This window comes from Glutamicibacter sp., from assembly GCF_035257265.1.
Classification (GTDB): domain Bacteria; phylum Actinomycetota; class Actinomycetes; order Actinomycetales; family Micrococcaceae; genus Glutamicibacter.
In genome coordinates this window covers 220,028-246,255 of sequence record NZ_DATEXC010000050.1, presented here as the reverse complement: position 1 = coordinate 246,255, position 26,228 = coordinate 220,028, and the positions used below count along the sequence as shown (strand labels likewise).

16 protein-coding genes are annotated in these 26,228 nt (G+C 52.1%); 5 read left to right on the top strand and 11 right to left on the bottom strand.

The window, feature by feature from the left end:
* Positions 1 to 153: 153 nt before the first annotated feature.
* Positions 154 to 603 carry a cupin domain-containing protein gene (locus tag VJ369_RS14015; RefSeq protein ID WP_324092684.1) on the bottom strand — a complete coding sequence of 150 codons (450 nt, stop codon included), beginning with the start codon at positions 601 to 603 and terminating at the stop codon, positions 154 to 156.
* A gap of 438 nt (positions 604 to 1,041) precedes the next feature.
* Between VJ369_RS14015 and VJ369_RS14010 the strand changes: the two genes are divergently transcribed.
* Positions 1,042 to 2,376, top strand: coding sequence for an amidohydrolase family protein (locus VJ369_RS14010; protein WP_324092683.1), 1,335 nt, complete (start codon positions 1,042 to 1,044; stop codon positions 2,374 to 2,376).
* A 105-nt stretch (positions 2,377 to 2,481) separates the two neighbouring features.
* On the opposite strand, the gene VJ369_RS14005 is transcribed toward VJ369_RS14010, so the two are convergent.
* The 4 genes from VJ369_RS14005 to VJ369_RS13990 all read right to left on the bottom strand — a co-directional run bounded on the left by VJ369_RS14005 (position 2,482) and on the right by VJ369_RS13990 (position 6,651).
* Positions 2,482 to 3,903: an ABC transporter ATP-binding protein gene (locus tag VJ369_RS14005; RefSeq protein WP_324092682.1), complete on the bottom strand. Its 1,422-nt coding sequence runs from the start codon at positions 3,901 to 3,903 to the stop codon at positions 2,482 to 2,484.
* Positions 3,900 to 4,655: an energy-coupling factor transporter transmembrane component T gene (locus tag VJ369_RS14000; RefSeq protein ID WP_324092681.1), complete on the bottom strand. Its 756-nt coding sequence runs from the start codon at positions 4,653 to 4,655 to the stop codon at positions 3,900 to 3,902. Before VJ369_RS14000 ends, VJ369_RS14005 begins: the two co-directional genes overlap by 4 nt.
* An 11-nt stretch (positions 4,656 to 4,666) precedes the next feature.
* Positions 4,667 to 5,473: an ECF transporter S component gene (locus tag VJ369_RS13995; protein WP_324092680.1), complete on the bottom strand. Its 807-nt coding sequence runs from the start codon at positions 5,471 to 5,473 to the stop codon at positions 4,667 to 4,669.
* A gap of 119 nt (positions 5,474 to 5,592) precedes the next feature.
* Positions 5,593 to 6,651 (bottom strand): nucleoside hydrolase, encoded by a 1,059-nt coding sequence (locus tag VJ369_RS13990; protein WP_324092679.1) that lies wholly within the window; start codon positions 6,649 to 6,651, stop codon positions 5,593 to 5,595.
* A gap of 587 nt (positions 6,652 to 7,238) precedes the next feature.
* Between VJ369_RS13990 and VJ369_RS13985 the strand changes: the two genes are divergently transcribed.
* Positions 7,239 to 8,594: a DNA cytosine methyltransferase gene (locus VJ369_RS13985; RefSeq protein WP_324092678.1), complete on the top strand. Its 1,356-nt coding sequence runs from the start codon at positions 7,239 to 7,241 to the stop codon at positions 8,592 to 8,594.
* Between the two features lie 73 nt (positions 8,595 to 8,667).
* Here the strand turns inward: VJ369_RS13985 and VJ369_RS13980 are convergent, their stop codons facing one another.
* From VJ369_RS13980 to VJ369_RS13955, 6 genes are all read right to left on the bottom strand, one after another.
* Positions 8,668 to 9,858 (bottom strand): MvaI/BcnI family restriction endonuclease, encoded by a 1,191-nt coding sequence (locus VJ369_RS13980; protein ID WP_324092677.1) that lies wholly within the window; start codon positions 9,856 to 9,858, stop codon positions 8,668 to 8,670.
* 333 nt (positions 9,859 to 10,191) lie between these two features.
* Positions 10,192 to 15,564 carry a DEAD/DEAH box helicase gene (locus tag VJ369_RS13975; RefSeq protein WP_324092676.1) on the bottom strand — a complete coding sequence of 1,791 codons (5,373 nt, stop codon included), beginning with the start codon at positions 15,562 to 15,564 and terminating at the stop codon, positions 10,192 to 10,194.
* Between the two features lie 2 nt (positions 15,565 to 15,566).
* Positions 15,567 to 16,490 carry a hypothetical protein gene (locus VJ369_RS13970; RefSeq protein ID WP_324092675.1) on the bottom strand — a complete coding sequence of 308 codons (924 nt, stop codon included), beginning with the start codon at positions 16,488 to 16,490 and terminating at the stop codon, positions 15,567 to 15,569.
* Positions 16,487 to 18,484 carry a hypothetical protein gene (locus tag VJ369_RS13965; RefSeq protein WP_324092674.1) on the bottom strand — a complete coding sequence of 666 codons (1,998 nt, stop codon included), beginning with the start codon at positions 18,482 to 18,484 and terminating at the stop codon, positions 16,487 to 16,489. The genes VJ369_RS13970 and VJ369_RS13965 overlap by 4 nt, the downstream gene beginning before the upstream one ends.
* A complete protein-coding gene (locus VJ369_RS13960) occupies positions 18,485 to 20,086 on the bottom strand; it encodes a KAP family P-loop NTPase fold protein (RefSeq protein ID WP_324092673.1) in 1,602 nt (533 codons plus the stop codon).
* Between the two features lie 274 nt (positions 20,087 to 20,360).
* The gene (locus tag VJ369_RS13955) at positions 20,361 to 20,726 is read right to left on the bottom strand and encodes a hypothetical protein (RefSeq protein ID WP_324092672.1); all 366 of its coding nucleotides are present in this window, start codon (positions 20,724 to 20,726) and stop codon (positions 20,361 to 20,363) included.
* A gap of 848 nt (positions 20,727 to 21,574) precedes the next feature.
* On the opposite strand from VJ369_RS13955, the gene VJ369_RS13950 reads away from it, so the two are divergent.
* From VJ369_RS13950 to VJ369_RS13940, 3 genes are all read left to right on the top strand, one after another.
* Complete coding sequence (locus VJ369_RS13950; RefSeq protein ID WP_324092671.1) at positions 21,575 to 21,736, top strand: hypothetical protein; 162 nt, start codon at positions 21,575 to 21,577, stop codon at positions 21,734 to 21,736.
* 337 nt (positions 21,737 to 22,073) lie between these two features.
* Entirely contained in the window at positions 22,074 to 24,101 is a 2,028-nt protein-coding gene (locus VJ369_RS13945; RefSeq protein WP_324092712.1) for an AAA family ATPase, read from the top strand.
* Complete coding sequence (locus VJ369_RS13940; RefSeq protein WP_324092670.1) at positions 24,091 to 25,836, top strand: UvrD-helicase domain-containing protein; 1,746 nt, start codon at positions 24,091 to 24,093, stop codon at positions 25,834 to 25,836. The genes VJ369_RS13945 and VJ369_RS13940 overlap by 11 nt, the downstream gene beginning before the upstream one ends.
* The last annotated feature ends 392 nt before the right edge of the window (positions 25,837 to 26,228 follow it).

Genomic DNA, 26,228 nt, shown 5'->3' with positions numbered 1-26,228 from the left:
CCAGATTGTGCAGCGCAAGATTCCGGCTTCAGACCTCGTGGGACCATGGGAGGTGAATGTCGGGAATCCAAACCAAGACAGTCACGAAAACCACTCAAAACGCAGTGAAGCCGTGATGACCAGCTGGTCATCACGGCTTCACTGCGTTTTGAACTACGAGCGGTAGTCGATTTCGATATCCGCGATCTCTTGGTTTTCTAGGTTGACCACGATGTTGTCAGGGGTACGAGTAGTCATCCAGACCAGCTCTTCGGTCTTGCTGGCATTACCTTCGATATGTGGCATGAATGGCGGGACGAAGACAAAGTCCCCTTCTTCCATGTAAGTGATCTGGCTGTAGCCTTCGCCGTAGCGAATGAAGCCGCGACCCTTATGCACGTATCCGCCAGTCTGGGCTTCACCGTGATGATGCGGATCCGATACTTCACCTGGGCCGGTGTGCACCTTGCCGAACCAGATCTTGTCGGCCGCGCTGTTCTCTTTGCTGACGCCGGAAATACGGCGAGCATTTTGAGTCTGACCCGGTGCGTTCTCAAGGTCAGCAGCCCTGTTCACACGGAAAATGTCTACATTCTGGTTGATGTCAAAAACTTGCTCAGTCATGATGTTCCCTCGCTTGAAGTAGCCTGCGCCTTCACCCTTGAAGGGTGCGCGGTTGGTCTAACTCAAGTATCGTCAACTCGAAGACATCAGTCAAGACGTACGCTTGTTCGTATGTAAATAACTTGAATACTTAGCGGTCTCAACGTCGACATCACACGGAATTTATCGGGCGAATTCTAGTCTCACGGCAATAAATGGCGGCGTCGGTGTTGAGGCGCTCGTTGTCGCGGCCGTCAGAGACCTGATGAAAATTTGGGCTAGCGAATTGACCGAATATCTACCCGCGCTCGGCTCCTCGCGCCTCCTCCATTGCGGTATTCCCAGTCCCGCAAACCCGAACTAGGACCCGGCGTTAATAATGTGACTTGCACCTCAGCCCAACGTTGCCCTGCTATAGAGTTTCAGGAAAACCTCCCATGTCGAAAAGCAATCACACCCATGTGCGAACACGACCACAACGCCGGCCCGGTCCCCAACCAAGCCCTCGCACGGCGCAGCGTGATGGCTGGAGCGGCGGCGCTGGCCGGCCTGGGCGCGCTTGGCTTCGCGGCACCCGCTTCGGCCGATTCCGGCGAGCGCGGCGGACTTGCAGCGAGCTACCACGGCTCGGCTCTGAAAACAGTCCCGATCATCATCGAGGGCGGCACGCTCATCGATCCTGCCACCGGAGACACCGTTCAAGACGGCGTAGTGGTGCTGCGCGACGGCAAGGTCGAAGCCGTTGGAACCCGGGAGGCCACCCGGAAGGCGGTGAAGGACGCGGCCGGGCAGGCAACTCGCATCGATGCCACCGGCAAGTTCATCATCCCCGGGATGGTGGATGCCCACGTGCACGCCAACGGGCTCGAGGACGTCCGCCTGATCCTGCAAAGCGGGGCGACCACGGTGCGCAGCGGATCATCCACGTTCTACCAGGACATAGCGCTCGCCTCGCTGCCGAAATGGAATCCCGGGCTTTCGCCTCGCATGCATCCGGCAGGCTTGTTCGTCTCTCCCGAACAGGGCGACTCGATCCTCGCAGATCCCGAGCTGGCTCCGCTGGCCGCCTTGGAGGACAACATCCGCGACGTCAAGGATCTCGCCTATCTGACCGGGGTGAATCTGCGCCGCGGCGCAACAGTCATCAAGACGCGCGCCAATCCGCGCGCGGGCCTGGCCGAGCAAGACCCATTGGAGCTGGTCTACGACCGGGAGCAGCTATCGGCCATCGTGAAGGCGGCCCGTGGAGCCCGGGTGCTCTGCCACGCCTACAGCGCCAAGGGCATTGCCGGAGCCGTCGGCGCTGGAGTGGCCAGCATTGAGCACGGAGTCTTCGTAGATGAACAGACCATCGGCCAGATGGTCCGCCGAGGCACCGCATTCACTCCGACCCTGGCCGGGGTGGCCGGAATGGCCAACTCATCGGATCCGGTAATCGCCGAGCGCGGCCGCGAGTTCGGCCCGGTGCTGGCGCAGGCCGTGCGCGCTGCCAATGAGGCTGGAGTGCTGGTGGTCGCCGGGACCGACTCGTTCGGCACGGATGTCATGCCAATCGGAGTGGAGGCCAAGGCGTTGGAAGACGCCGGGCTCTCTGCACTGCAGGCGCTGCAATCGGTGACCACCCGTCCCGCGAAGCTGATCGGCGTCGAGCGCCAGGGCGTAGGCCAGCTACTTCGCAAGGGTGTGGCGGATGTAGTGATTCTGGGATCGAATCCGCTCGAAGGAGCACAGGCTCTGTCCAAGGTTGAGGTAGTCATTGCCCAGGGGAAGATCGTGCGCAACGAGTTGAACTGACCCGTCAAGGCCGGTCACCGCACAGCGCTGCACGTTGCCGTTGGACAACCTCCTAGCTCGATTCACTATTTTCAGGTGACTTGAGTTGGGCGTAGATTGCCGCGACTAAGAAGGCCGGGCCGTTGGCTCGGGGTTCCCGGGCATTTGATGGATCCGGTGAGTGGTGCTGTGCATGAAATCCCTGTCGTGGGTGGAGAGGAGCACCGCTCCCCCACGACTCAGCACCGAGTCGATGACTTGTTGCAGACGAATCATTCCCTCCGAATCCAAGGCCTCGGTTGGTTCATCCAAGAGGAGTACCGTCGGTTCGCGGACCAGCACGGTTGCTAGCGCTACGAGCCGGCGTGCCGACGCCGGCAATTCGTAGGGATGGGTCTCGGCAAAAGCTTCCAACCCGAGTCGCGAGAGGACTTCCGGAACACGCAGTCGTTGTGTTCCCTTCTTGGGAAGGCCAAAAGATACCTCGCGCATTACGGTGCGTTCGAAAAGCTGGTCGGAGGAATTCTGCAAGAGCATCCCGGTAGCAGTTGAAACGGCCAGCGTGCCGGCGGTGGGCCGCAGCAGCCCCGCGGCGGCTTTGAGCACCGTGGTTTTACCCGATCCATTCGCACCCGCCAGTCCGACGCATTCACCGGCCCGCACTTGCAGGTCCAGTCCGTCGAGAACAGGCCGCGCGGCACCCTCATAACCTAGTTGGACTCCGCTGAAGTCCAAGAGAACTTCCGCATTGCCAGGAATGGCACGTCGTTGGGTTGGCACAGACGCTGAGTCCTGCACAAGATTGTCTGCTGAGATCTTGGCCAGTTGCCCATTCGCTATTCTCATTAGCGAATCTGCATTGTCGGCCCACGGCGTGGCAGTCCTGCTCAAGACCACCATCGCGGTGCCGTCAGCGCGAAGCCGGGAAATCATTTCGGTGACTGCGACCGTCGCTTCGGAGTCCAACCCCGCCAGAGGCTCATCCAAGACCATGACTGAAGGCTCCGAAATAGCCAAGGCTGCCAAGGCCACGAGTCGTTCCTGTCCGCCGGACAGTTTCGCAGGATCACGTTCGAGCAGATGGTCTAAGTTCAGGTGTTTGGAAAGTCCTGCGATGCGCTGGCGCATCGCATCTCTTTGCATGCCCTCGTTCTCGAGCGAGAATACGAGTTCCTCGGCCACCGTTTCACGGATCCGTGAAAGATAGTGCCCAGCTTCCTGAGGCAGCAAACCGACGTGTTTGGCCCACCCAGCAATATTAATGCGCTGGCTTTCCAGATCGGCATATTCGATCTGTTGACCGGCCAGGTTCGTTGTTCCACTGCATTGGTCTGCGCCCTGCCGCGGCAATATTCCTGCGAACAACTCGCCAAGCGTGGACTTGCCTGAACCGGATTCCCCGACAATCACAGTCAATGAGCCCGGAGACAAAGTCATCTTTATGTCCTGCAAGGAATCAAGCTCGGCACCGGAATAGCGAAAGTGCTCAATTTTAAGGTCAAGCAGCACAGAATTACCCGTGCGTGAGTTCTTCTGATTCTCTATCATGGACTCCCCCAGAAGGGTGCCAAGATTGCTATCGGGCCCAGCACGGCGCAGAGCAGGGCAATCCACCGGACACGTTGCTGGGTGACAGAGTCTGCGACGGTTCGCAGTCTGGTGTGGGCTCCGGCGGCGGGAAATCCGCGGACTGACAGGTGAGCCGACCTGTCGTGGGCATCTTGCAGGGAGGCGAGCACCAGCGGGACCGCTCGCAACCGCACCCGTTGGAACCAACCGGAAAGACCGCGTCCAGTTCCCGCTTGGCGTAGAGCCTGTGCTTGGCCGATAGTGCGCTGCTTGTGGGCCATATGCGGCAAGAGGAACAGCGTGGCTGCCAATAGGTATCCCACCTGCGACGGTGCCGGAGACAGGTCTATGGCCGCCACCAGCTGATGTTTATCGATCAGCAAGGTGCAGAGCAGACCTGCCACCACCAGCACCGCAGTGCGCAGACCCAAAACCATGGCAGTCTCCAATCCACCTTCAGTCACCCTGAACGGCCCGGCCGCTGCAATGAGCCCGGACGTCTCTTGGGAGACGAGCCCATGGATCAAGAGTAAGGAGGCGAACGTAGGAATCAGGATGGCAGCACTCAGGACGGTCAACCGTCGCAGATGCCCTGTCCAACTGGCAACCAGCGCACAGGCAGTGAGAACTGCGCAGCTCACCCACCAGAGGCCAACGGCGGTGGTCATCGTGACGACGGCCGCCACCAGAGCCAGCAAGGTAAATGGGTGCAAGTTGATGGACTTGGGCATTGCAGGTGGACCTACTTGGTTCCGCGCTGACCCAGCACCCGGTAACGACGGATGAAATCAAAGCTTCCGCTCAAACGCTTGGGCAGGGCGTAAACCAGCAATGCTGCAATGAGGAAGACGATGGCTTTGTCCCCCGGGTCTGAGATCAAGGCCTGCTTGGTTACGGCCGAAAGCAGCGAGTCGCCCATGGAGCGGAAAGCCGCAACCACTGCGCCGGTGCCGACACCAGAAGTTCCGCCGAAGACAAAAGCCGCCACCGGAGCTGAAACCACGCCGACCAGAACACCAGCCACCACACCGGCCACTGGGGCAAGATACGGGCGGCGCAGCGCACCGAAACGAGCGGCGGTTCCCGCAAGGAAGCCGACCAATGCAGCACCAGCTGCGAAGGGCAAGACGGTGGGGGCGAACAGTGACCAGATCAGTGTGCTGAGCACACCTGTGGCTGCACCGGCCCGGCGGCCCGCCAGGAACCCTACGAGCACCGTGCCAATCGAGTCGAGGTAGAGCGGGACCATCACGGAACCAACAAATTGTCCCAAAATGATGTTCAGGGCCAGCGCTACCGGGATCAGCGTGAGAGTGGATACCGGCAAGTCCGGAAGCACCGCGGCCAAAAGCATGACGGCGGCAGCCAGGTAGGCGGCGAAGGTAACCAGTGCAACGCCCTGTCCCAGTCCTTCGGCTATGCCCGTGGGCTGGGTAATGACTAGGACTAGATAGGTGCCGATCAGGAGCAGGGCACCAGCGCTGGCCAAAAGCCTGCGGCGCAGAACTTGGGAGCTGGTTTCTTCGGGCAAAAGCAGATTCGGTGACATAGAAAAGCATTCCTCGGTACGAGTGTGGCTGTGCACCCAAGTACTACTGGGTGCGTGCGAGTGTGGGGCCTAATGTCACCTCGGCCCGGTAGACAATTCTAGCTCAGCCTGAGCTGAGTTCAGGAGTCTGTGTTCAATTTCCGCGCCAAGCTCCCCAAGCGCGTAACGAGTTCGGCAAATCCAGCCTCCGGATCATTGACGGTGACTACGTGTGCATTTGCTGGCTTGCCCCATAGCCCACGAAAATCGGCGACTGTTGTCCCGAAGAGGAGCTTAGATTCGGTTTCCACGTCCACGGTGGCGGGTCGGCTTTCATAGTCGAGGGTTCCCGCTGCTACGCCTGCGGCAAAGTAGTCATGGACGTGGGCAATGTAGCCCTGGTCGTAATGCCGGTGGAACTCGAAGTAGAACCGCAGCGCATCGGACAGATAGCGCACCAACGGATTCGAGGAGTTGCTCAAAGTTCCTTCGGGATCGCTTGCCAGCACTAGCTCGGGCTCGGCGCATCCAGCTTCAGTGGACAGCTTTGTCAGAAAGTCCGGCTGCATTTCGAAGCGTTCTGTGGTGTCCAGCGAGCAGACAATTGGCAGCTTCGAGGATTCCAACCCTTGTTCAGCGGCAGCAGTGTAGGCAGCAAAGACCTCCTTTGCTGCGTGCGGGTCCACGTGAGTGTTCCACTCCGCGGTAGGAGTGGTGTTGCCTTGGTAGTAAAAGGCGCCTCCCATGATGACTACCTTGCGCAACAACCAGGGAAGTCGAGGTTCTCGGCGTAGTGCGAGAGCAAAATTGGTGAGTGGCGCGGTGAGCAGCGCCGTGAGCTCACCAGGGTTAGCCCGGGCGGCGTCGATCCAATAATCAATAGCGTCAATGGCAGTCGACGAAGCCGGTGCAGGATCGGGCAGCGTCGCGTAGCCGACGCCTTGGGGACCGTGAGTTTCAGGTGTTGTCACCAGCGGGATTTCAAGTGGGCCACGTGCGCCTACAAGAACAGGAACATCCGGCCTTCCACAAAGGTTCAGCAGTGACCGGTTATTCGCGGCAACCTGTTCAACATCTACGTTGCCCGGTGTACTGGTAACGGCTTCTATTTGCACGTAGTCGAGGGCACAGAGGTACGTAAGCGTCAGGGCGTCATCGATACCGGTGTCGCAATCGATTAGAAGACGTACACACTTCATAAAATTCCCTTCATTCCCATCCCACTTTTCGTTCTGCCTAAGATCTCATTTACCTCAGCACATAGAACGTTTTGAGAACACCTCGGCTCTCATGAAACGCTTCCCCTGCTCTACTCTTCGCACTGCTCATCGATCACCTGAGCAACAAGTTCGTTCTTCAACCCAAATTGCCGTCAGCCCGAAACTGAAAAGTTCGGTTGCACATGTCGCTGTATTCACCGGGCTTTTCCCCTGAACTGCACCATGTCAAGGGCGGTAATTTCGCATCACCAATGCTCCCCCACCTAATGTTTCAACAGTTTGGAACACTGCAGAGCACCACTACCTTAGAGGCAATCCATGTAAAGTGGCAAAGGTTCTGAAGCCCGCTCGGAGGATTTGTGCGAAGATGCGCATTGTTACTAGTATTTCCAGCCGACTTCTCGACACTTCACCCACGTAGTAATGGTTATTTAAATCTGAGACACACTAGGTAGGGTGCAAAATTTGCATCTCAGACAACGTATCCACGGACCCTGACGTTCGCCGTTACCGATACCACGTGCAAGGTAAACTAAACTGTCGGTCTCTTACGCAAGAATGGTTATGTGTTGAAATACGTAGATTTATTTTCAGGGTGCGGCGGCTTGTCGCTCGGTATCGAAGAAGCCGGCCTAGAGCTTGTTGCCGCAGTCGAGAAGTCTGATATGGCAGCCAGAACTTTCTACCACAACTTTGTTGGCGCCGCAGATGATCTACTCAAATGGCAACGATACCTGTCTCAGTCGATAGCCGCTCAAGCAACTCAGAAGGTTATCGTAAACGAACTCGGCGAGGTTCTTCAAGACGAACAAACAATGCGGCAACTAAAAGATGAAAAACTCGATCTTGTTGTCGGTGGCCCACCCTGTCAGGGATTTTCACTTGCAGGACGCCGGGATCGCTCAGACATCAGAAATCTGCTTCCATGGCAATATCTTGAGTTCGTAGAGCGGACAAACCCCAAAGCAGTAGTTATTGAAAACGTAGTAGGTATGAATCAGCGTTTTGACGCTGAAACCGAGTCTGCATTTAGCCAGCTTAAAATCGCATTGGAAAAGACTGGCGAGGGATACGTCGTTCAGGCGGTACTAGTTAATGCCATGCACTACGGTGCTCCGCAGCATCGGCCTCGCCTAATGCTCATCGCTTTGCGTCAAGATGTCGCGGAAGCAAATAACATCAGGACCACCGCTGAGCTGTGGAAATCCGATTTTTCGGATTCCATTCAAGAAATTCCGCCGTTGGCTCCAGTGCCAACGGTATCTTCTGCGAGCTTGGAAACGGTTAAGGTTGCCGTTTCAGATCTAAAGCTTGATAGTCCGGGCCGGGCTACTGGCTACGTATCCAGACTCAACAAAAAGTTCGGTACCGTCACTCGAAAGAAAATTCCTTTGACCAAGCTCAATCATATTGAGCGAAATCATACCGAACGTACAGTCCAGCGCTTCCGCCTGTATCAGTACCTGCAAAATTGTGGGGTAAATCGTAACGTTGTTTCAATCGCTGCAGGGACCGGAGAGAACGTCAGAAGCGACATACGCGCTCGTCTTGAACAAGCCAAGTACCCTGCAATATCTCCGGATGGCACAGTGCTTGCAACCGATGCAGATGAACTTGTTCAGCTCGTCATGAGACTCAGCACCAAGAAGCATTCTCAAAAGGTTCTCGCATGGAACGAACCTGCAAGAACTGTGGTGACCCTTCCCGACGATTATGTTCACCCTTCCGAGCCTCGAATCTTTACCGTACGAGAAATGGCTCGATTCCAAGGCTTCCCTGATTCCTTCGAATTTTTGGGTAAGGAAACCACAGGTGCTCATCGGAGAAAAGTTGAAGTACCACAATACTCGCAGGTAGGAAATGCCGTTTCACCCTGGCTATCCGCAGCCGTCGGAAAGACGCTAAGCGACTTGCTCTCGTAATCACGCGAGCCTTTAACAGTAAATTCCAAAGGCCCATGTTCTATGACGCCGTAACTGTAATTTGTCGTTGATACTACTTTTCTGCGAAAACAAGATCAAAAGATATACCACCGGGGAATAGTCGTCCGAACGATTGAGGACGAATTTTGAACAACGGACCTTGTTCTGAGACTTTTCCTTTGTCCCTAGATATCAAGTGATCCATATAAATCATGCGTTCTTGAAGCATCGGAATAAACTGATCGACGACTGGCTCGGACGTGTACTCGGCTTTTAGGAAATGGATCTGTTCTCTGCCCCCATCCTTACGAGATGAACCTTGGACCCACATTGTTCGCTTGTGTTTCTCGGTGAGTTTGTCCGTCAGGCGGTTGATTCCCCAGCTTGCGACTACTGGGAAATCGTCACGATTCGAGACTTCATGCAGCAAATGGCGCGTGCCATCGACGTCGAACGCAAGACCCTGGGTATTGAATCTGCCAAATTCAACCGAGCAGTTGAGGCTTCTCACTTCTCTGCCCTTCGAATTTTGACGCTCATAACCGAAGCGGTCAAGAATCTCAGCAGAGCTCTTGAGAGGGCTGATCGACCAATCAGCAACCTTAGCGAAGAGTGTCTTCCCACGTGATACTTTGTTTCGGGCAGCCTTAATTTCAATTGCCCCCATGAAATCGGGAGCCTCCGCAGAATTGGCTTCGATACCGAGTTCTGTTTCAAGCAAATGACCAATTCCTGTAGGACCCTCGCGATAGACTTCGATGAATCCACGAGAAGAAATGTCCTTCAAGCGTTCAACGAGCTCCGTCTGAATTGCATCAAAGGCAATCGCTCCAAAGAATACCTTTGACTCAGAAATCTGGACATGCTTAACCACATCAAGCGCAGTACGAGATAGGTTAAAAACAACAACGCGGTGAGAATCATTGACCATCATTATGATGTCGTCAGGCTCAACGACTTCTCTGGCGCCATAGATGTTGAATCTAGGATCACCCTTCTTTGTCTGGGGGCGATAGACCGACATCTTGGTTTCCTTGTGAGTTCCGTCCCCACGAACGAATACCACCGGTAGGAACCTTTTGTTCTCCGTACCTTTGGGCTGAGATTCAAAGTCGTGAAACCGTTCCGAGCCCAGAAACTCCCGAACCTCATATGTCGCATCACAAATTGATTTGGACAGCATAGTGAAAGTCATATGTACGAGGCAATAGGCCCTATTCGAGTTTTTTGCTAACTCTACAAACTTGGCTTCATTTTCAGTCAAGGCTCGCATCTTTTTCCATTCTCTGTCCAATACAGACTTTCGCATCGTTTGCTATCGAATCTTCGACACAACGAGAGACCAGAAAACTTAGGCGTTCCACGCACTTGCCCCGGACCAATCAACAAGAAATTCTTCTAGTCAGGGTATCATTCTGATCTTCAAAGATCGCTTAGTAGGGACTGAAGTTTATAAAGCGCTTCGACCCTCCAGACAAAACCAATGATCACCGATTCTCTGGTTATACGTCGAAGTCAGTGTCCGTCCTCCAAAGCCAAAAGGCACAGTCCCATCGTTCGAAGGACGAACACTGCCAATAAGGGCGGTTCTTACGTACTACGCTTTCCTGTTGATATCCGACATCACGAGCGAAGGAGTTCGCTCCATGCTGAATGCATCCACCAAATGTACGCGTTCGCCCCTGCTGGTCAACACTTCATATCCCCTCTTGAGCCGTTCATTTCCAGACTCTGTGCTTGTGTCCTCGAGCGAATGATGGGGCAAGAGATAAACCGTCGGGGCAGACCTACCTGCCTTCACCTTGATGCACGGGTTGCCCTCGACCATCTCAATGGTTCCACCATAACTTGATGCCCATATCTCGGCTACTCGTTTAACGTCCCCGAGGAAATCTCCAATCTTTTTCTTTCGGATGAGCTTGAACAGGTCAACAGCTAACTTCCAATCTAACAACGGATGAAAGCGCATGTTCTGATAGTCCCGAAGACACCCGTAACACGAACCCTTACACTCAGATTTATGCGCTGCCGACTCCAGATGCTCTTCTACATACTCCTCAATCTTTATTAGGAAGTCATCAAAAATTTCCGGAGAAGCGATACGGGTAGAGAACCCTGCGCCGTTCTCGACAGTGTCGGTAATGAATGCGAAGGTCGAGGGATTACTATCAACATGCGTGGAAAGGATTCCTGCATCGAGGTCAAGAGGTTCCACGTCCAGGAACGTCGACGCCACTTTTCTCAGCAAGAATGCGAGACTGTACCACGCTGCACGCTTACCCTCTGCCAAGACATTTGAACCGTCTATCTGTTCAGCCGCCGTAGAAAGGTGGAAACTCCAAGATTCTCCCGAGAGACGAATAGCGGAGTTTCTGGCGCCAAAGAAACCGAAGTCTGACTTTTGCTGCATTCCCAGTGCGACAGATTCTTCTGTTTCTTCTCCTGTTGGCTTGTTCGTTACGAAGATACGTTCATTTGGAAAACGCTGCACAAAATTGAACTGCCGGCCTCTATTGTCGTTTATGACGAACTTTGAGGCACTACCCGAATACACTGAGAACGTAGGACGCTCATGGAGCTCTAGCTTTCCTAAATCTGCAAGTGCTCGCGCATGCATCGCCCTTGGCGTCCATGCGAAGTTGCCGTCGAAGGCACGCTTGTCTCTCATTGCGTTCGAGGCGAAATACCCCAAAGGCTCACGAAGCCGTAGAGCGTTGGCAATCCCAGACTCAGCCCCGCACTCTGGGCATATTGCGTCTTCTGCAGGCATTTGTTCAAGTATTCTCAGGTGAGAGCAACGGCGACAAACGAAAACAATTTCCTGATCGGCGAACGGATCATCAATCGTTGTTGGCATATAACCGCCTGGCACCCACGCGGCGACACCAATCGACTTATAGATCCATCCATCCTTGATGAGTTCGCTACCCGGTGCAAACGCCGATAAAGCCATCGGTCCGTCGCGCTCGATACTGCTTTCAGGCGGCCAAGGGCTACCCTTTTTCGGCTTACCAATAAACAGCTGCCTGCTCCTTGTCGGGAACCCAAACATTGGGAGAAGTCCGTTTTCTGCAAGTCGCTGACTAAAAGCAGCGTGACCTACGAATTCTGGCGCCGTAATTGATCCGACGGCTTGGTACAACTCTTCGATTGCGGTTTCCAACAATCTCGATAAATCATCTTGAAATGGCGTCAAACGGAACAAACCTGAAATTTCTTCAAGTATGTTAGTAAAGTTCCAGCGGATCCAGTCTTTTACTGCGCGTTCAACACGATGCCAATCCGCAACGTAACCGTATCGGCCATGAGGGTTATGTGTGGTGTCGAGGTCATTCTTAAGCACAAATTCGCTAACCTCTAGCGAGTTAAAAGTTAATCTTAGCAACTCTGCTGTGATTACCCGCTTGCCAATCTTTTCGCTTTCTAGCGCCAGATACGGCGCAGGGGTGGGATCCGAAACGATTAGATGTGGATTATCAAAGTAATGCTCATCGTGGCTACGAGGGCGGCAGATAGTTAGAGCCATAGCCATGTTTGCACCACGGCGTCCGGCACGGCCGACGCGCTGTTGGTAATTAAAGCGAGTGGGAGGCATATTGCCCATCACAACAACATCCAACGATCCGATGTCGACACCGGCTTCCATAGTTGTGGTCACAGAAAGTAGCTCCAGTGATTCAACGAGGGGGATCTGACGCTCGCCCAAGAAGATGTTTTGGAAACTAGCTTGGCGTCGTTGTGCTTCGCGTGCGCCAGTCTGTCCAGTCAGTTCCTCGCATCTCAGCTTAAAAACGCCTGATTCATGTGCAGCGTTCGACGCGTAGTAGTCTTCGCCACGCTTGTTCACGCTCGGCGTTTCCGAAAGCTTACTAAGACAATTCGTGCAAACGCCATAGCCAAAGAAGACATGTTGGCGTGCACAAATCGTACATACATATACTTCCTTCGGCGCAGTGTGCACATGAATTTTCTCCGGGACGAGAAGAAATTCCTTGACTGAATCACCCCAGATATCCAGGATCTGCTCTTCTATGGATTCTCGCGAAACTCCAGCTTGCTTCGCTGCTGCGTCCCAGTAGTCGCGCAAGACCGTAGGCACCTTCTTAGACCCGTTTCTCAAGTAGAAGAATCTGCGCTTCTGGGCCAGCATCCTGATACTAGCTTGTGCAACTTCATGCATCGTCGTTCTAGCGGCCGGATCTGATGAGCTATTTGCGGAGTCTAGCCATCCGAGTCCGATTGATTCAAAATCACGTCCACTGCCTGAAGAAACTGACTCAATGACAGCCCGTTCATTGCTTGTGTAAAGCAACTTCTTGAAGTCGCTGAGGTGACGTGACAAATTGATACGTTCAGTTACCGTCTCAGAAGAGGACCAATCAAATAGCTCGCTCCAGTGGTGCTTCACGGTCTCGTTACGGTTGCTTGTCTCGATTTCCGTATATTGAACGTCAGCCTTGGGACCGGCAGGATTGATCCCTAACGTAAGCAGGTCACTAGCAATCGAGTTTGAGATTTCCTGCAAAGATGCTGATCTAACGCCTTTCATAATCACAGCCAGCGCTGCATCATCTTGATTTTGGCTCCATAGCATCGCAATTTCTGGGGCTTGGGCCGACCATCTACTCATGAATTCTGTGTACCGCGGAATCAATTTCGAATCATACGTTTTATGGTATTCACGTGCGTCAGCAAACAGTCTCTCGTCAAAGGTGCCCTTTACTACGCGCCGATTCAGCAGGGCACGCACGAGGTCCTGATGATGGTTGAGCTCAATGCCAGCCGACAATTTTGCCGCATCTTGTCGACTGTCGGTAAATACAACTGTCTTTCTTTTCGCCGCTGGCAGACTACGCATGAGCGAGCTTACAAGTACCTGATTAACCTTTTCGAAACCAGTACGCATCGTCCTAATAGACGATCGCATGGTTTGCGGAGAGAGCTCAGGAAGACGACCATCTGGCGTCATAAAAATGCGCCAGTCGTCATCACAATGAGGACAGCTGATGGGGTAAGGCTGAACGCTCTCAAGATTTAAGTTTTTATTAGAGGTGCGAATATCGAAAACCCAGCCGTCTGGTGTTTCATTTGGTGTAACACCAGTCAGGCGACCAACGCCCGTGCTCAGCTTTACTGCTTTATAGCGGTACTGAACGCCTTGGCTCGTGCTCTCTTTGTCGACGTAGCTGACAGGTTGAGCCGGGCTCGGCCAGTAGACACGGTAATTGGAAGCGTTCCTGTCGGTCCCCACATTATCTGGAACATTTCTTAGATCCGGCATATCTGGCAAGAGAGTGAAATCGACGCCCCTGAATTTACCATCATGTGGAGTAGTAAATCCACCAAGCAGCGTGTAGCCGCAACCCTGACAGTAGAGTAATTCGAGTACTCGAGAACCACATTCACATGCTATTGCGGGTTTGGCATGTAGTTTGCCTATCCGACGGTCTTCAAACTGAAATTCATGCTGTATTGCGCTGCATTCTGAGTTACAACAGGCCCACATCCCTGGAACGTTTCTGAAGAACATGTGGCTTCGCAATTTTGGCAGCATTCCGGATTCATCATTCGAGATTTTCGAAATGATACACGTACCAGCTTCTTCAACGTCGCTTTCGCTAGCGTGCGGCAATAACGCCGCCCCAAGCTCCGTAGCGCTAAGCGGTATCAGCTTTGAAGAATTCTCAGCGTCGACGAATGCATTCTCAATGATTGTGCCGAGAACTTCTGGCTCTAATTCTTCTATAGATTGCAAGCTCATTTCAGCAGGCGGATTCCTGGTAGCGTCAACAGGCCGAATATCAATGTCGCCTTCAATGAATTCGAAACTCTCAACAGGAAGCCCAAAGAAATCAGAGAGAAACTGTTCGTCTCTGCCCTTGTCCAACGAAGCAGAAGCAGCAATTACCCGAAGCTGATTTGATTTCTTGTACAGTCCCAAACGGCTAATGAGGTTGCGAACTATGTAGGACACCTCGGTGCCAGCCGTGCCACGATAGCTGTGCATCTCGTCGAGCACGAGAGTGAAAACATGACTTTCGTCCTCGTTCAACCATGCGATCGTGGACTCAAATAGATGTTCTTCTTCCGCCCTACGCAGCATAATGTTTAGCATGCTGTAGTTGGTAATCAGAATATCCGGCGGACAGGAAAGCATATCCCATCTAGAAATCATTTCCGCCGAATAAGGTTTCTGGATGAAGAAACGCTCGTCGGAATCGTCACTGACCGACGCAATGAGATCACTCGAATCACTCAGAATACCGCGCAACTCTGCGACTCGCGCTGCCTTATCTGGGCTACCTAGCACCGGAGTAGCACCGGTGTAACGACCAAAGTAGAACCGTGAACCATTTCTATTCTGATCCAGCCATGCAGTGGCTTTAGGGCTGTCCAAAGCTTTTCTAAGTCTGACAAGCTGGTCATCGACGAGAGCGTTCATTGGGTACAGGATCAAAGATCGCACAGCAGCTCGTCTCGACCCGATTTTCGTTCGAGAAGGAGTGAAGCCCGCTTTGGAGTTTTTCCACCACTCGCTACCAGTTCGGTCCGATTCGCTCCATCCGCGAGACTCACGAAGCATCTGAGCAATCATCGGAAGCAAGAATGATTCAGTTTTTCCGGAACCAGTACCTGGTGTCAAAACTAAATGGCCCGGAGCGGAAGAACTACCTAATGCCCGTTCCTGATGTGAATAGAGAGTGACTCCTGCCGGAATCAGACCACAAGAGAAAAAATCAGACTCGTTCGAAGTCAACTGTGCTTGTGCAGCCGACTCCGGCATAGATCTGTTGGCCGACTTGTAGGACGGACGAAGCTCGAACAGTGGATCTCTATATATTCCGCCTTCAACGTCCAAAAGCGAACGACGCTCCAGCGTCAGCTTCTTCTCAGCTAAACCGAAGGGAGTGTCATAGTAACTGAGAATCTGATTCTTCAGATCATTATGGATTTCGATTGGATTGCTCATGGTTAGATGCCTTTCTCAGGATCGAGCTTGAGATATTCAAATACAATTCTTGATAAAGATGAACTGACGTTGTCGAACCTGCGAGCGTTAGGTTCTTCAATCGGCAAAAGGCCTGAGCACAGAGTAAGTAACTGCTCCAGCTTCGCAGGAAGTGCAATCTTTCGGTTGAAGTAGAGCGATTCGGTTTTCTCGCAGTACCAGACAAGCCGTCTTTCCTCATGGTTTTCGCCGGAAATAGAACGCCACAACCACGGGCCGATCCCTCGGTCTGTTCGGTACCAGATACCGTTTGATTGGATCCAATACTTCAGAAGACCATTTACACGTTGCCTGTAAAGGCCATTCGAGTCACCGTGAAGGCAAGAATCATACGATAGATTTCCAAGTTCAAATCGTTCGAGCGTACCTGTATCATAACGAGGAGGCGCAGCAATCTTTGTCAGATGCAAACCTTCATTAGCTGAGAGTACCGACAGCTCCATCTCAACATCTACGAAGCCACACCCTGTAGCCCGCTGGTAATCGAAATATCCTCGAATTTCAGGAGCTTCTACATACATAGTCTTGGGTAAGAATCGTGCAATCTGAGGGTCGGTCGAAGCGGAAACGTAGGTTGGCCAAAAACCGTGATCGTCACCCTCCTGCGCTGCTACCTCCCGGTTAAAGCACCCAGTAAGCAGCGCGAGCCCATCTCGACCCGGAATAATGACCAACTGCTGGCCAACTGCTTCCCACCCGTCGTTGGTTGATGTGCGTCGAATAAATCCTAAGTTCTCCAGCCCATTAATCAATGACCATACAAACGAATCTTCGAAATTGTCCCAGCGAGTCATCCATCTAATACATTGTTTTAATTCGTAAATGGATCCACGGCTCTTATTAGCGACCCAGATCACCAGTGCTTCCGAGTCATGTACTGGCGTCACTTGCATATACCCTTCACCATAGATATAAGAATACTTATTTCATCGATCCCGCTAGATGGAACGAGATCGAGAAAAGTTTGCCAAGTATCTGCACATGCTAATACTGATTCCCTTTCAATTGTTATGTCGCGATCGCCGACTCTCTCTACAACGGGACGACGAGTTTCGTGTAGCCCAACAATCCAGACGCAATCGTCTGGAATACTTATGACAAAACTTTGAAAGTTCGTCTCAAATTCATCTGCTGAGCTTTCTTTACTTCGAAGACTTAACCACGTGGGCTGGCCATAGTATGTCATCTCTTCCACGTCTCCGGCTTCGGAAATCGCGAAATAGTAACGATCACGCCTAGCCAACATCTTCCCTTCGAATGAATGGCCCGTCACTGCCGATTCATCAACATCAATTCTGGAAAAATTCCAGGCTTCGTGCCCAGATATGACACGATACTTCTCGTTCCAAATTTCGGGCACACTCAATGACCGAGTTCCCCGACCGGAGCTAAAACGCGAAATCGGAAGAGGCTGACCAGTCGCCTTCAACCCACTCTGCTGCTTATCGCGGTCGAGTACCAAGGTGTAGGAACCAACAGAGGCATCAACTACAAGGTCTGGTTCATATCCTTCTAAGTACGTCCTTGAACCTGATAATGATTTGATCGAGATACCGCCGTTCAAGACGAATTTAGAAGCGTTCTCCATGCCAGCAGGAATCTCACTGGCACCACTAATCAACTTCAGAAAGTTCTCTTGCCCTTCACGCGGAATGTCTACATAGAAATCCCAGCCATCGAAAACATTCTGATAATGCGCGAGGCCCGACAAGTCGAGCGGATGCTTGTCCAGTAGCGCACGAATAGACGCAGAAGGAATTAGCAGTGAGAACTGCGCCTCCTCGACTGCACCCTTGAAGCTCATGACGGCTTCACTGGAACTGACGTCTTGAAAAATCCAATATTTACGTTTTGAAATTACGACAGAATTGTCCTCGTCCGTCCATGAATGTTCAGATTTCAGACTTTTCGCCGTGATCTTCGGCAGTGAATCGACTGTCCATATTTCCGAAAGATAACTGTTTTGGACACAAAGCTCATGCCCTTCTCGGTCTTTGCCAATAAAACCCCATAAATGAGAGTCCTTTGGCACCACCCAAGAGAATTCTTGAGACGTAAAGTCGTACCATATTTCCGCTTCCGTTCTGCGGCTACGTCGGACGATTCCGTCGTGTTCCAAAAATGGAGCAGAGAATAAGGCACGGATCAAGAATCCATGAACTTCTTTGTCATCCCCGTCAACTGAAGCGCGGAAGGCAGGGGAAAATTGAGAACCAGAGTTTCTGCCTGCCCACAGTCGTATTTCGTCTAATAGTTCATTGGTAGTCGATTGCTTAAAAAGCGCAGGCCCTATCTTAGTTTTGATTAGACTGAGTATTTGCCGATCGCGTGAATTGATAGTTGCCTGCGATCTAGAAAAACCAATTCGAGACTGTCCGCCAAGTGAAGAAATCATACTCGGACCCAACAACGAATTCTTCTCTATCCATTTATGCAGATCTTCCCACATCGACACGACATCGTCGAAGTCAGCACTCAATTGAGCGCTGGATATCTTATGTTCCAGTAAAACAGCTAGGCGTGGGTAGTAAGCATTCGCACTGAATTTATCATCACTATGCATATTCTGCGCGGCAAGTATAGATGCACCTATGATCGAGAGTACTGGTGGTGCCGACTGCTGATCTCCAATTTTCCAGCTCGCTAGCTTGCGCCTTAGCGAATAGAAAATATTCTTCGGCTTATTTAGATCCAGTTCTTCGATCACCTGCCGGCTGATTGCGGAAGCCACGCTCGATGGGTCAAGACCACGCGATTGCAGGAATTCATCTTCTAGGCCAAGGTATACCGGTTCATTTACGCTCCGATTGCCAAACCACAGTGCTCCGAGAGTTTCTTCAATATTTGATATAAGCGGCATACCGGCTAAGTCCACCATCATCTACTTGATTTCATTCATATCTAAGATGAAATCTGCAAGCATCTCTCGGTTCACGAAGGCAACGTTGCTTGAATGTGCATAGTCCCTAGGGAAGCTGTAGCCCTCTCCGAATTCTAAAAGTGCTTCTGCAGCCTTGTGATTGATACTTTGAATCCGGAGCACTATTCCTCCGTCTGAGTTTCGCCAAGTACGGCTTTCAGAATCGAAAATAGCTCCTTCACCTTCAGCAATTCGCTTAAGCTCGCTCAATAATTCTGTCTCGAATTCTTCCCCCTTTCGAATTGACTTCTGGATTCGACTAGGAATCTCCGTGGCAGCAGCACCCTGAGTAACGTTAGCTGCGATTCGCATGATATCTAGCAGTTCACCGATCTGAAGCGAAGCGCCAAAGAATTCTTTTACATACTCCCCAAGTTCGTTTTTGTCTTGAGCAGACTCTGTCGCTTTAGGATCGTCAAGCTCCTGATTGAGATCGTCGTAATCCGACCCAGTCTGGCTCGTCAAAGTCTCATAAACCTTTGTATTTTTAACGTCCGATTCAGGGTTCTCGGAGTAGGCAACGAGATTCAAACGCCGTTCAAAGAACCTAAACTGCTTCGGCCATCTCAATTGCATCGCAATCGAAGCTGTAAGAATTAGATTGCTACGTTCCTCTTGGTCGCCCACGACATGTCTGGCAACCAAATATGAGTTTAATAAGCGCTTGATCTGTCGCGGGTTTCCACGCAAAGCCAGCTTAAAAATAGTCTGTAAGTGTTTAGCCTCGACGCCAGCAAACCACTCATCGCGCAGTTCATCCCATCTTGGGATCAGCGAATTGAGCAAATCGTCGTCTTCGATACGTAAACTTGGAATCCAGAATGGAACTTGCACGATCTTTTCAATGAATTTTTCCGGATCAGCATGCTGGTACTTCTGATGAATTGCATCAAGGAGGACCTCATAATCGATCGCTAAAACGAACACAAACCCTTCAACGTCCATCAGCAATCGTATAGTTTCGATCAGTTCTACAACACGATCTGGAGTGCAACGGTCAAGGTCGTCTATAAGTACAACGATTCTCCCCGAAATGCTCTCACCGAGAATTTGAAGCTGGTTGAAACTTTCCATGTATTGCTCGGTCGCATTGATCGCGACGTTTTGATTATTAGCGGGAGAATCCGCGTTTTCTGGCATCCTCAGAGTTACTCCAAGAAGTCCGAATTCCATGCCACGGATCAGTTTCCCGAGCGCGGATGCAGCCTTCTTTGCACTTGCTTTACTTATTTTTTTCGAGGCAGGGAGTTCTTCAATGGATTTAACCGCCTCTTGAATCGTCCAAAGAAAAGGAAGCATGACATTTTCGACACGCTCATGTCTCCACGCGTCGAATTTAACCACCAATGGCGGCTCATCACTATTTTTCAGGAGCGCATCTAACGCATGCAAAATCGAAGATTTGCCAGTCCCCCACGGCCCGTACAACCCAATGGTGTAGCGGGCCGGCGTGCCACCCAACACCGCCGCTGCGAGAGCTTCCACATACTTCTCAAAACCAAGCTTTGGAGTGTTTACCGGTAAGTCAACAACTACCGGAATTCTTTTCATAGGGGCACTCACGTTAACTCCTTCAATCTTCAATATTCGACCATTTAAATGCAGCATATAGAACTTTTAGCCGCCTGGCATCATATTTTTGTTTTTGAAGAGAATGTTTCAAATGAGTTTTGATTTTTTAATTTAAGCGGATCTTCAGAATTCAGATTCTAAACACAGTATGCCCCGGTCCTCAGACGTGACAGTGAGGATAGGACGCCTAACGTTAGGTCTGACCTAACGATGGCCAGAGAGTGGTCGTCCTCCAGCGATCGAGTTCGGCAACCTTAAACCATGGCTACCTGCCGGCGCGTTTTTTACGAGCTAAGTTACTCCGAGCTCGCTTCAACGCGACACACTCCCGCGCTGCAGCGACCATCACGTCAACGATGATCCCGAACCGTTCATTTGAAGTGCATAGCCAGAACCGTCCCGGGAATGATGCCGCCAGTTTACTGGCAGCATCATCGGGTAACGAGCCACTCATTTCATCATAATAAAGTTCCTCGAATTCCACCGGAGTGCAATACCCCAAGGTCGAATGCAATCGGCCAAAGTCAAACCAATGAACCCAGTTCAGCACGACATCCGCCACATCAGATTTAGTACTCAAAGGCCCAGTTATCAAGAGTGAATCCTTGGCTACAGCTTCGTTTTTGAACAATCCCATCACCGTTTTGACGGCTGTATTATCGGATCCCCGGTAGTGCCGATCGAGGGAATGAGACCCTACGTGGCCAGCATCTGTGTATACCGCTGGGAGGTATATTTGCTACCCGCGTCCCACTGGTGGACCGTAACAAATACTCATCTCACATGAGGTTTCGCTCGCTGCGACGTTGCTGTAGAGCAATTTGGAGAGCTTTCTCCACAAATTCCCATGTCACGAGAGGTCGATGACGCTCAGGGCAATATTCTGCGGGAGAACAGGTCGATTACGAAGGACACGAAAGCGAACTCGCCGCGAATCGGAACATACGTAAAATCGGTAATCCAAACTTTGTTAGGGGGCATCGGTATAAAAGTTCGGGTTCAACAGGTCTTTCGCCCGAATCTTGTCCTTAGAACGGATCGTTGTGGTCGTTCTGAGGCCACGCACCAGTTCCTTCATTCCTGCGATGCGCATCAGTCGGTCCGCGGTGTGCTTCGAGATTTCGGGGAATCCGTTGCGCTGCAGTCAGGCCCGCATTTTCCAGCGCCCGTAAAGCACCTCCGGCTTAGGGTTACCTGTATTCGTATCGGGTATCTTCGGGTCATGTAATGCATTCAAAATGAGTGCGTCAGTCACGACTCGTGAAGCATGTTCATCTGCATTCCAGCTGCGACACGTGCGTGCGGAGACCTTCACACCCTGAGTGTTCAGGACATCACAGATCTGCTGGACTGCGTAGCCGCGTTCGCTTTGCTGGTCGATGAACTCGGTAATCAGTGCCGGCGAGGGTCCAGCTCCCGTAACTAAAGAAAATCGCTGATGCCTTCAAGATATCGTTGGCTTCTTCAAGGCCTCACACCTTGGCTTTCAATGCTTTGATCTCGACGAGTTCTTCACTGCTTGGTCCGGTCACCGGGATCGGCTTGGGCTTGGTGGACCCGGCGGCGCCGGGTTTCTTTGCCGACGTTGAGCTTTGGCACCATGTCAGCGCACGCGGCCTAGACCGATTTGTAACGATCTAGGCGTTCCATGGCGTAGTCCACTGCGCGGTTCTTGACTTCGGGGGTGTACTACTTGGGCATGTTATCCATCCTCTCAAAAGAATACGGCATGAAATCCGGGACGATTCAGTTGAGAGTATCTGCCTGTGGGATGATCCTATTTTCATGAATCCGCTTGGTTACAGGGTGAGATACGACTCCTCATCGGCCTACGCTCACTGCTCTCAGACCCCAAGGAATTTGGCGAGGCTCGACCAGCTCCCGTATAGCGCTCCCACATTTGTTCCTCACCTGCGCTATTCTGTGCAAAAGCCACAAGAAAGTAGTCAGAATTGGGAGAGCCTTGAAGATCACAAAAGTGTGCGTTCAAAACTTTCGGCTTCTTCGGGATGTGTCCGTGCGATTGGACGCAAGCTCCACAGTAGTAGTCGGCCGTAATAATAGCGGAAAGACTTCCCTCGGTGAAGTCGTCAAACGGATCTTCGGAAGCGGTAATGCCACGTTCCACATTGAAGACTTCTCCAGCAGCAGCTGGCAGATCTTCCAAGACGCCATAACCGCCTACGAGCCCAGTGGAGACAATACCAAAATCCTTGTAACGCTCCCCCGCGTCGAGATTAGGTTCCACCTCGACTACTCGGACGATGCCGACGACTATGGCCCATTGGCACCGTTCATTATCGATTTAGATGACACTCGGACCGATGCCCTAATTGTCATCAGTTACGAGTTGGCTTCCGCAAACTTGGGTCGCTTCTTCACCGGCCTCACCGCGCCGTTGACGAAGGAAGACCGAGCCGGATTTTTCAAGGAACTTAACCACCGAATCACCCAAAACTATCGCCGCCGTGTTTGGGCGGAGGATACGCAGGATGCAACAAATATTCGGCATTTGGATTTCACGGCCGTCGAGAAGGTCATACAGATTGGTCACGTGGGCGCTCAACGCGGGTTGGATGATATAACCACGAAAGACAGCGATGTACTTGCCAAGGTAATGGAGCGTCTTTTCAACACCTCCATTACGGATGGGGAGTCGGCGGAAAGCACAACCAGCAACCTGGTAGACCAAGCCCTCATGGATGTCCACAAACAGATCGACGATAATTTCAACCAAAACCTGACAGCCCTTGAACCCATCTTCGAACTGTTCGGTTTTCCTGGCGCCGCGGGCACACGTATAGCTACCAAAACCACGCTTAACGTGCAAAACATGCTGTCAAACTACACGAAAGTCAGTTACCCAAACGAGCAAGGTCCGGCTCTCCCTGAGGCGTACAACGGGCTCGGTACACGAAACATGCTCCATATCCTTCTGCAGATTGTTGGCCATCACCGCAAGTGGATTCAGGACGGCAACGAAGCCGGCCTTCAATTGGTATTCATCGAAGAGCCTGAGGCTCACTTGCATCCGCAAATGCAAGAAATCTTCATTCGACAACTCGGAGAAATTGTCAAAAAACTCTCAGCGGACTCGACGACACCGTGGCCCGTTCAATTTGTGGTCTCCACCCATTCATCCCACATCGCCAATGCGGTGCCCTTTAAGGCAATCCGCTACTTCCTTGATAGGCACGAGACGAACGGAATTCGAGAGACCTCGGTCAAGGATCTTCAGCACGCGGCGGAGAAAAACCGTGAAATTGACTCCCAATTTTTGCACCAGTATCTAACACTTACCAGTTCTGACCTGTTCTTCGCTGACAAGGCAATCTTGATCGAGGGAACCACCGAACATCTGATTGTCCCCAAACTCATTGCCGAGATGTCAGGGCCAGCCCGCACGAATTACGTCACTATCCTCGAAGTTGGTGGCGCCTACGCACACAAGTTCTTCCCTCTCCTGGATTTCCTAGAACTCAAAAGCCTCGTGGTCACCGATCTGGATGCCGTTGCACTAAGCGACGCTCATCGTTGGGTGGCCTCCACGGTTCACGAGGCAGGGGCTACGAGCAACGAGGCCTTGAAACACTGGTTCGGTTCTGATCCGCGTTTGACTCCCGCACGGCTGTTGGCACTCGAATTCGGAGAAAAAGTTACACTTCGACGACGCGTGGCTTTTCAAATTCCAGAGAGCAAGGATGGGCCCTGCGGGCGCACCTTCGAAGACGCATTCATTCTCGCGAACGCACCGCTGTTTGAGCTGGAAGCGGCCGGACCGGATGACCAGGAGACTGCTGCTCGAGAGCAGGCCATCAAATACAAAAAGACAGATTTCGCCCTGAAATTCGCAGTCGATCAGTTGGACTGGGTCACTCCGCGCTACCTAAAAGAAGGACTGGAGTGGCTCTTCGACTCAACAGCTGATTCGGAAAGGGTCATAACGAACGCTCCGCGATCCCAAAATGACCCTTCGTCAGACATGGAGCTCGTAGATGAGCACTGAACTTGTTGCAACTGATGCTTTACAGGTGGCTGCAGCCGCTCAATATCGCATAGCGGACTGTCTTTCCCGATCGCGTAACTTCCTCGTCGAAGCAGGAGCTGGAGCCGGAAAAACAGAGTCGCTCATCGAAGCTCTCCGCTTCCTACGATCTTCGCCACCCAAAGTCCTGCAACGCGGTCGACGCGTCGCTTGCATCACTTTCACAAATGTGGCCAAGAAGGAAATCTTGGCCCGCACTGACTCCGACCCGAGGTTCTTTGTAGCCACCATTCACGAATTCTTTTGGTCAGTCATCCAGCCCTTCCAGAACGAATTGCGGGAGATGCTGGATCCCGAGAAGTTCGAAAAAGCGCTGCAGAAATCAGAGATCGAAAACTTTTCAGACCAGAAAGTTGAATACTCTCTGGGTTACCGACAAGTCAACGAATCCATCATCTCGATCCACCACGACGACGTCCCCGCTTTGGCCGCGCAGCTTCTTAGCCGCCCCAAGTTCGTCACTCGGCTAAAGAGCGAGTACCCCATCGTTCTAATTGACGAGTACCAAGATACAAATGGTGTTCTCGCCAAAGCCATCGTCGCTCATTGCATCACCCCTGCTAAAGGCCCTGTATTCGGCTTCTTTGGTGATGTTTGGCAACAAATCCATCCTGACTCAGTGGGACAAATAAGCCACAACAATCTTGAAGTCATCACCAAGGGAACAAATTTCAGGTCAGGCGAGCCAGTCGTGCGGGCCCTAAACGCAATGCGTCCTGAGCTCATCCAGGCACTTCCCAGCACCAAAGTCGAGGGAGGAACGCATGTTTTCCATACAGATCAGTGGTTATCAGGCCGGGTCTCTGGCCCACATACTCAGAATGATCTGAATCCAGAACTGGTGGATCTAGCACTCGAAAAAGTTCATGAGTTACTCAAAAAAGATGGGTGGGACTTTTCACCGGATAAGACTAAAACACTGATTCTGACCCATAAATCCATCGCAGCGCGCCAAGGTTATCCCCAGATCGAGAACATCTTTAAAAATAGTGATGACTTTGCGAAGCTCAAAAATCCGATCCTGCGGTTTCTGGTCGAAGACGTGAAAGTAGCCTTAGATTATTTTAGTGCGGGCCACACGGGGCAGGTCTTTGAAGCTCTCGGTATGAAACGTCCAGAGTTACGTCGTGCCTCAGACAAGGCTCACCTTCGAGATGCATTGCTCCAAGTCATGAACGAGACAAAAACGGGAACAGTGGGAACTGTCCTCACCCTGCTAAACGACGACCCCCTAGATCTGCCAGCGGATGTCCGCCAACGACTCAACGAACTTGCCGACTTAGGCGAGGACGAGGAACGATCTCCGAGGCAGGTCGAGTTAGAGACGCTGCTCGGCGTGAACTATCGCGAGATCGGTGCCCTCTCCGAATATATAGGTCATCACTCTCCATATGAGACGAAGCACGGAGTCAAAGGATCTCAGTTCGAAAACGTATTGATCCTTCTTGGGGGCGGCTGGAACATGTACAATTTTCCGCGCTTCCTCGCATATGCAAGCGATCCGAGCGAGGTTACGAAGGCGCATCAGGCGGGCTATTCACGTGCTCGAAATTTGTTCTACGTTTGCGCTTCGAGGCCAAAGACAAATTTGGCACTTTTATTCACTCAACAACTAAATCCCGCAGCCCATGACGTGCTTGAGTCATGGTTTGGAGCAGGGAACGTGCATTCGCTCGCATCTCCGGAAACTATCTGAATCGATCTGGTGTTATTATCGCCGTTTTGCGGGCGACGCGAAAATCAAGACATTTGAGTGTTGCCGGCCCCGGTATCGCTATTCTTGCCTTGCGCCGACGCAATTCTGTCGACTCGTACGTGCAAGGGGCATTAGCCCCGAGAAGTAGGCTTGGCAGTCTTCCGGATGGCGCGACGAGTCAGGCTCGCGCATTTAACCGGCGTCACCGCGTTCGCAGTTACAGCATCCGGACTTCTTGGACCAGCGGGGCGGCTTCCCTGACCCGCAACCCACCCTTTTGATGGCACCACGCCACCGCATCACTGACCCACAGCAATGGCTCTTCTGGTGCATATACACGAGGTCCCGGTACCCGCTTGTGTGCAAGTACTCGGCGATGAGGCGGCGGTCGG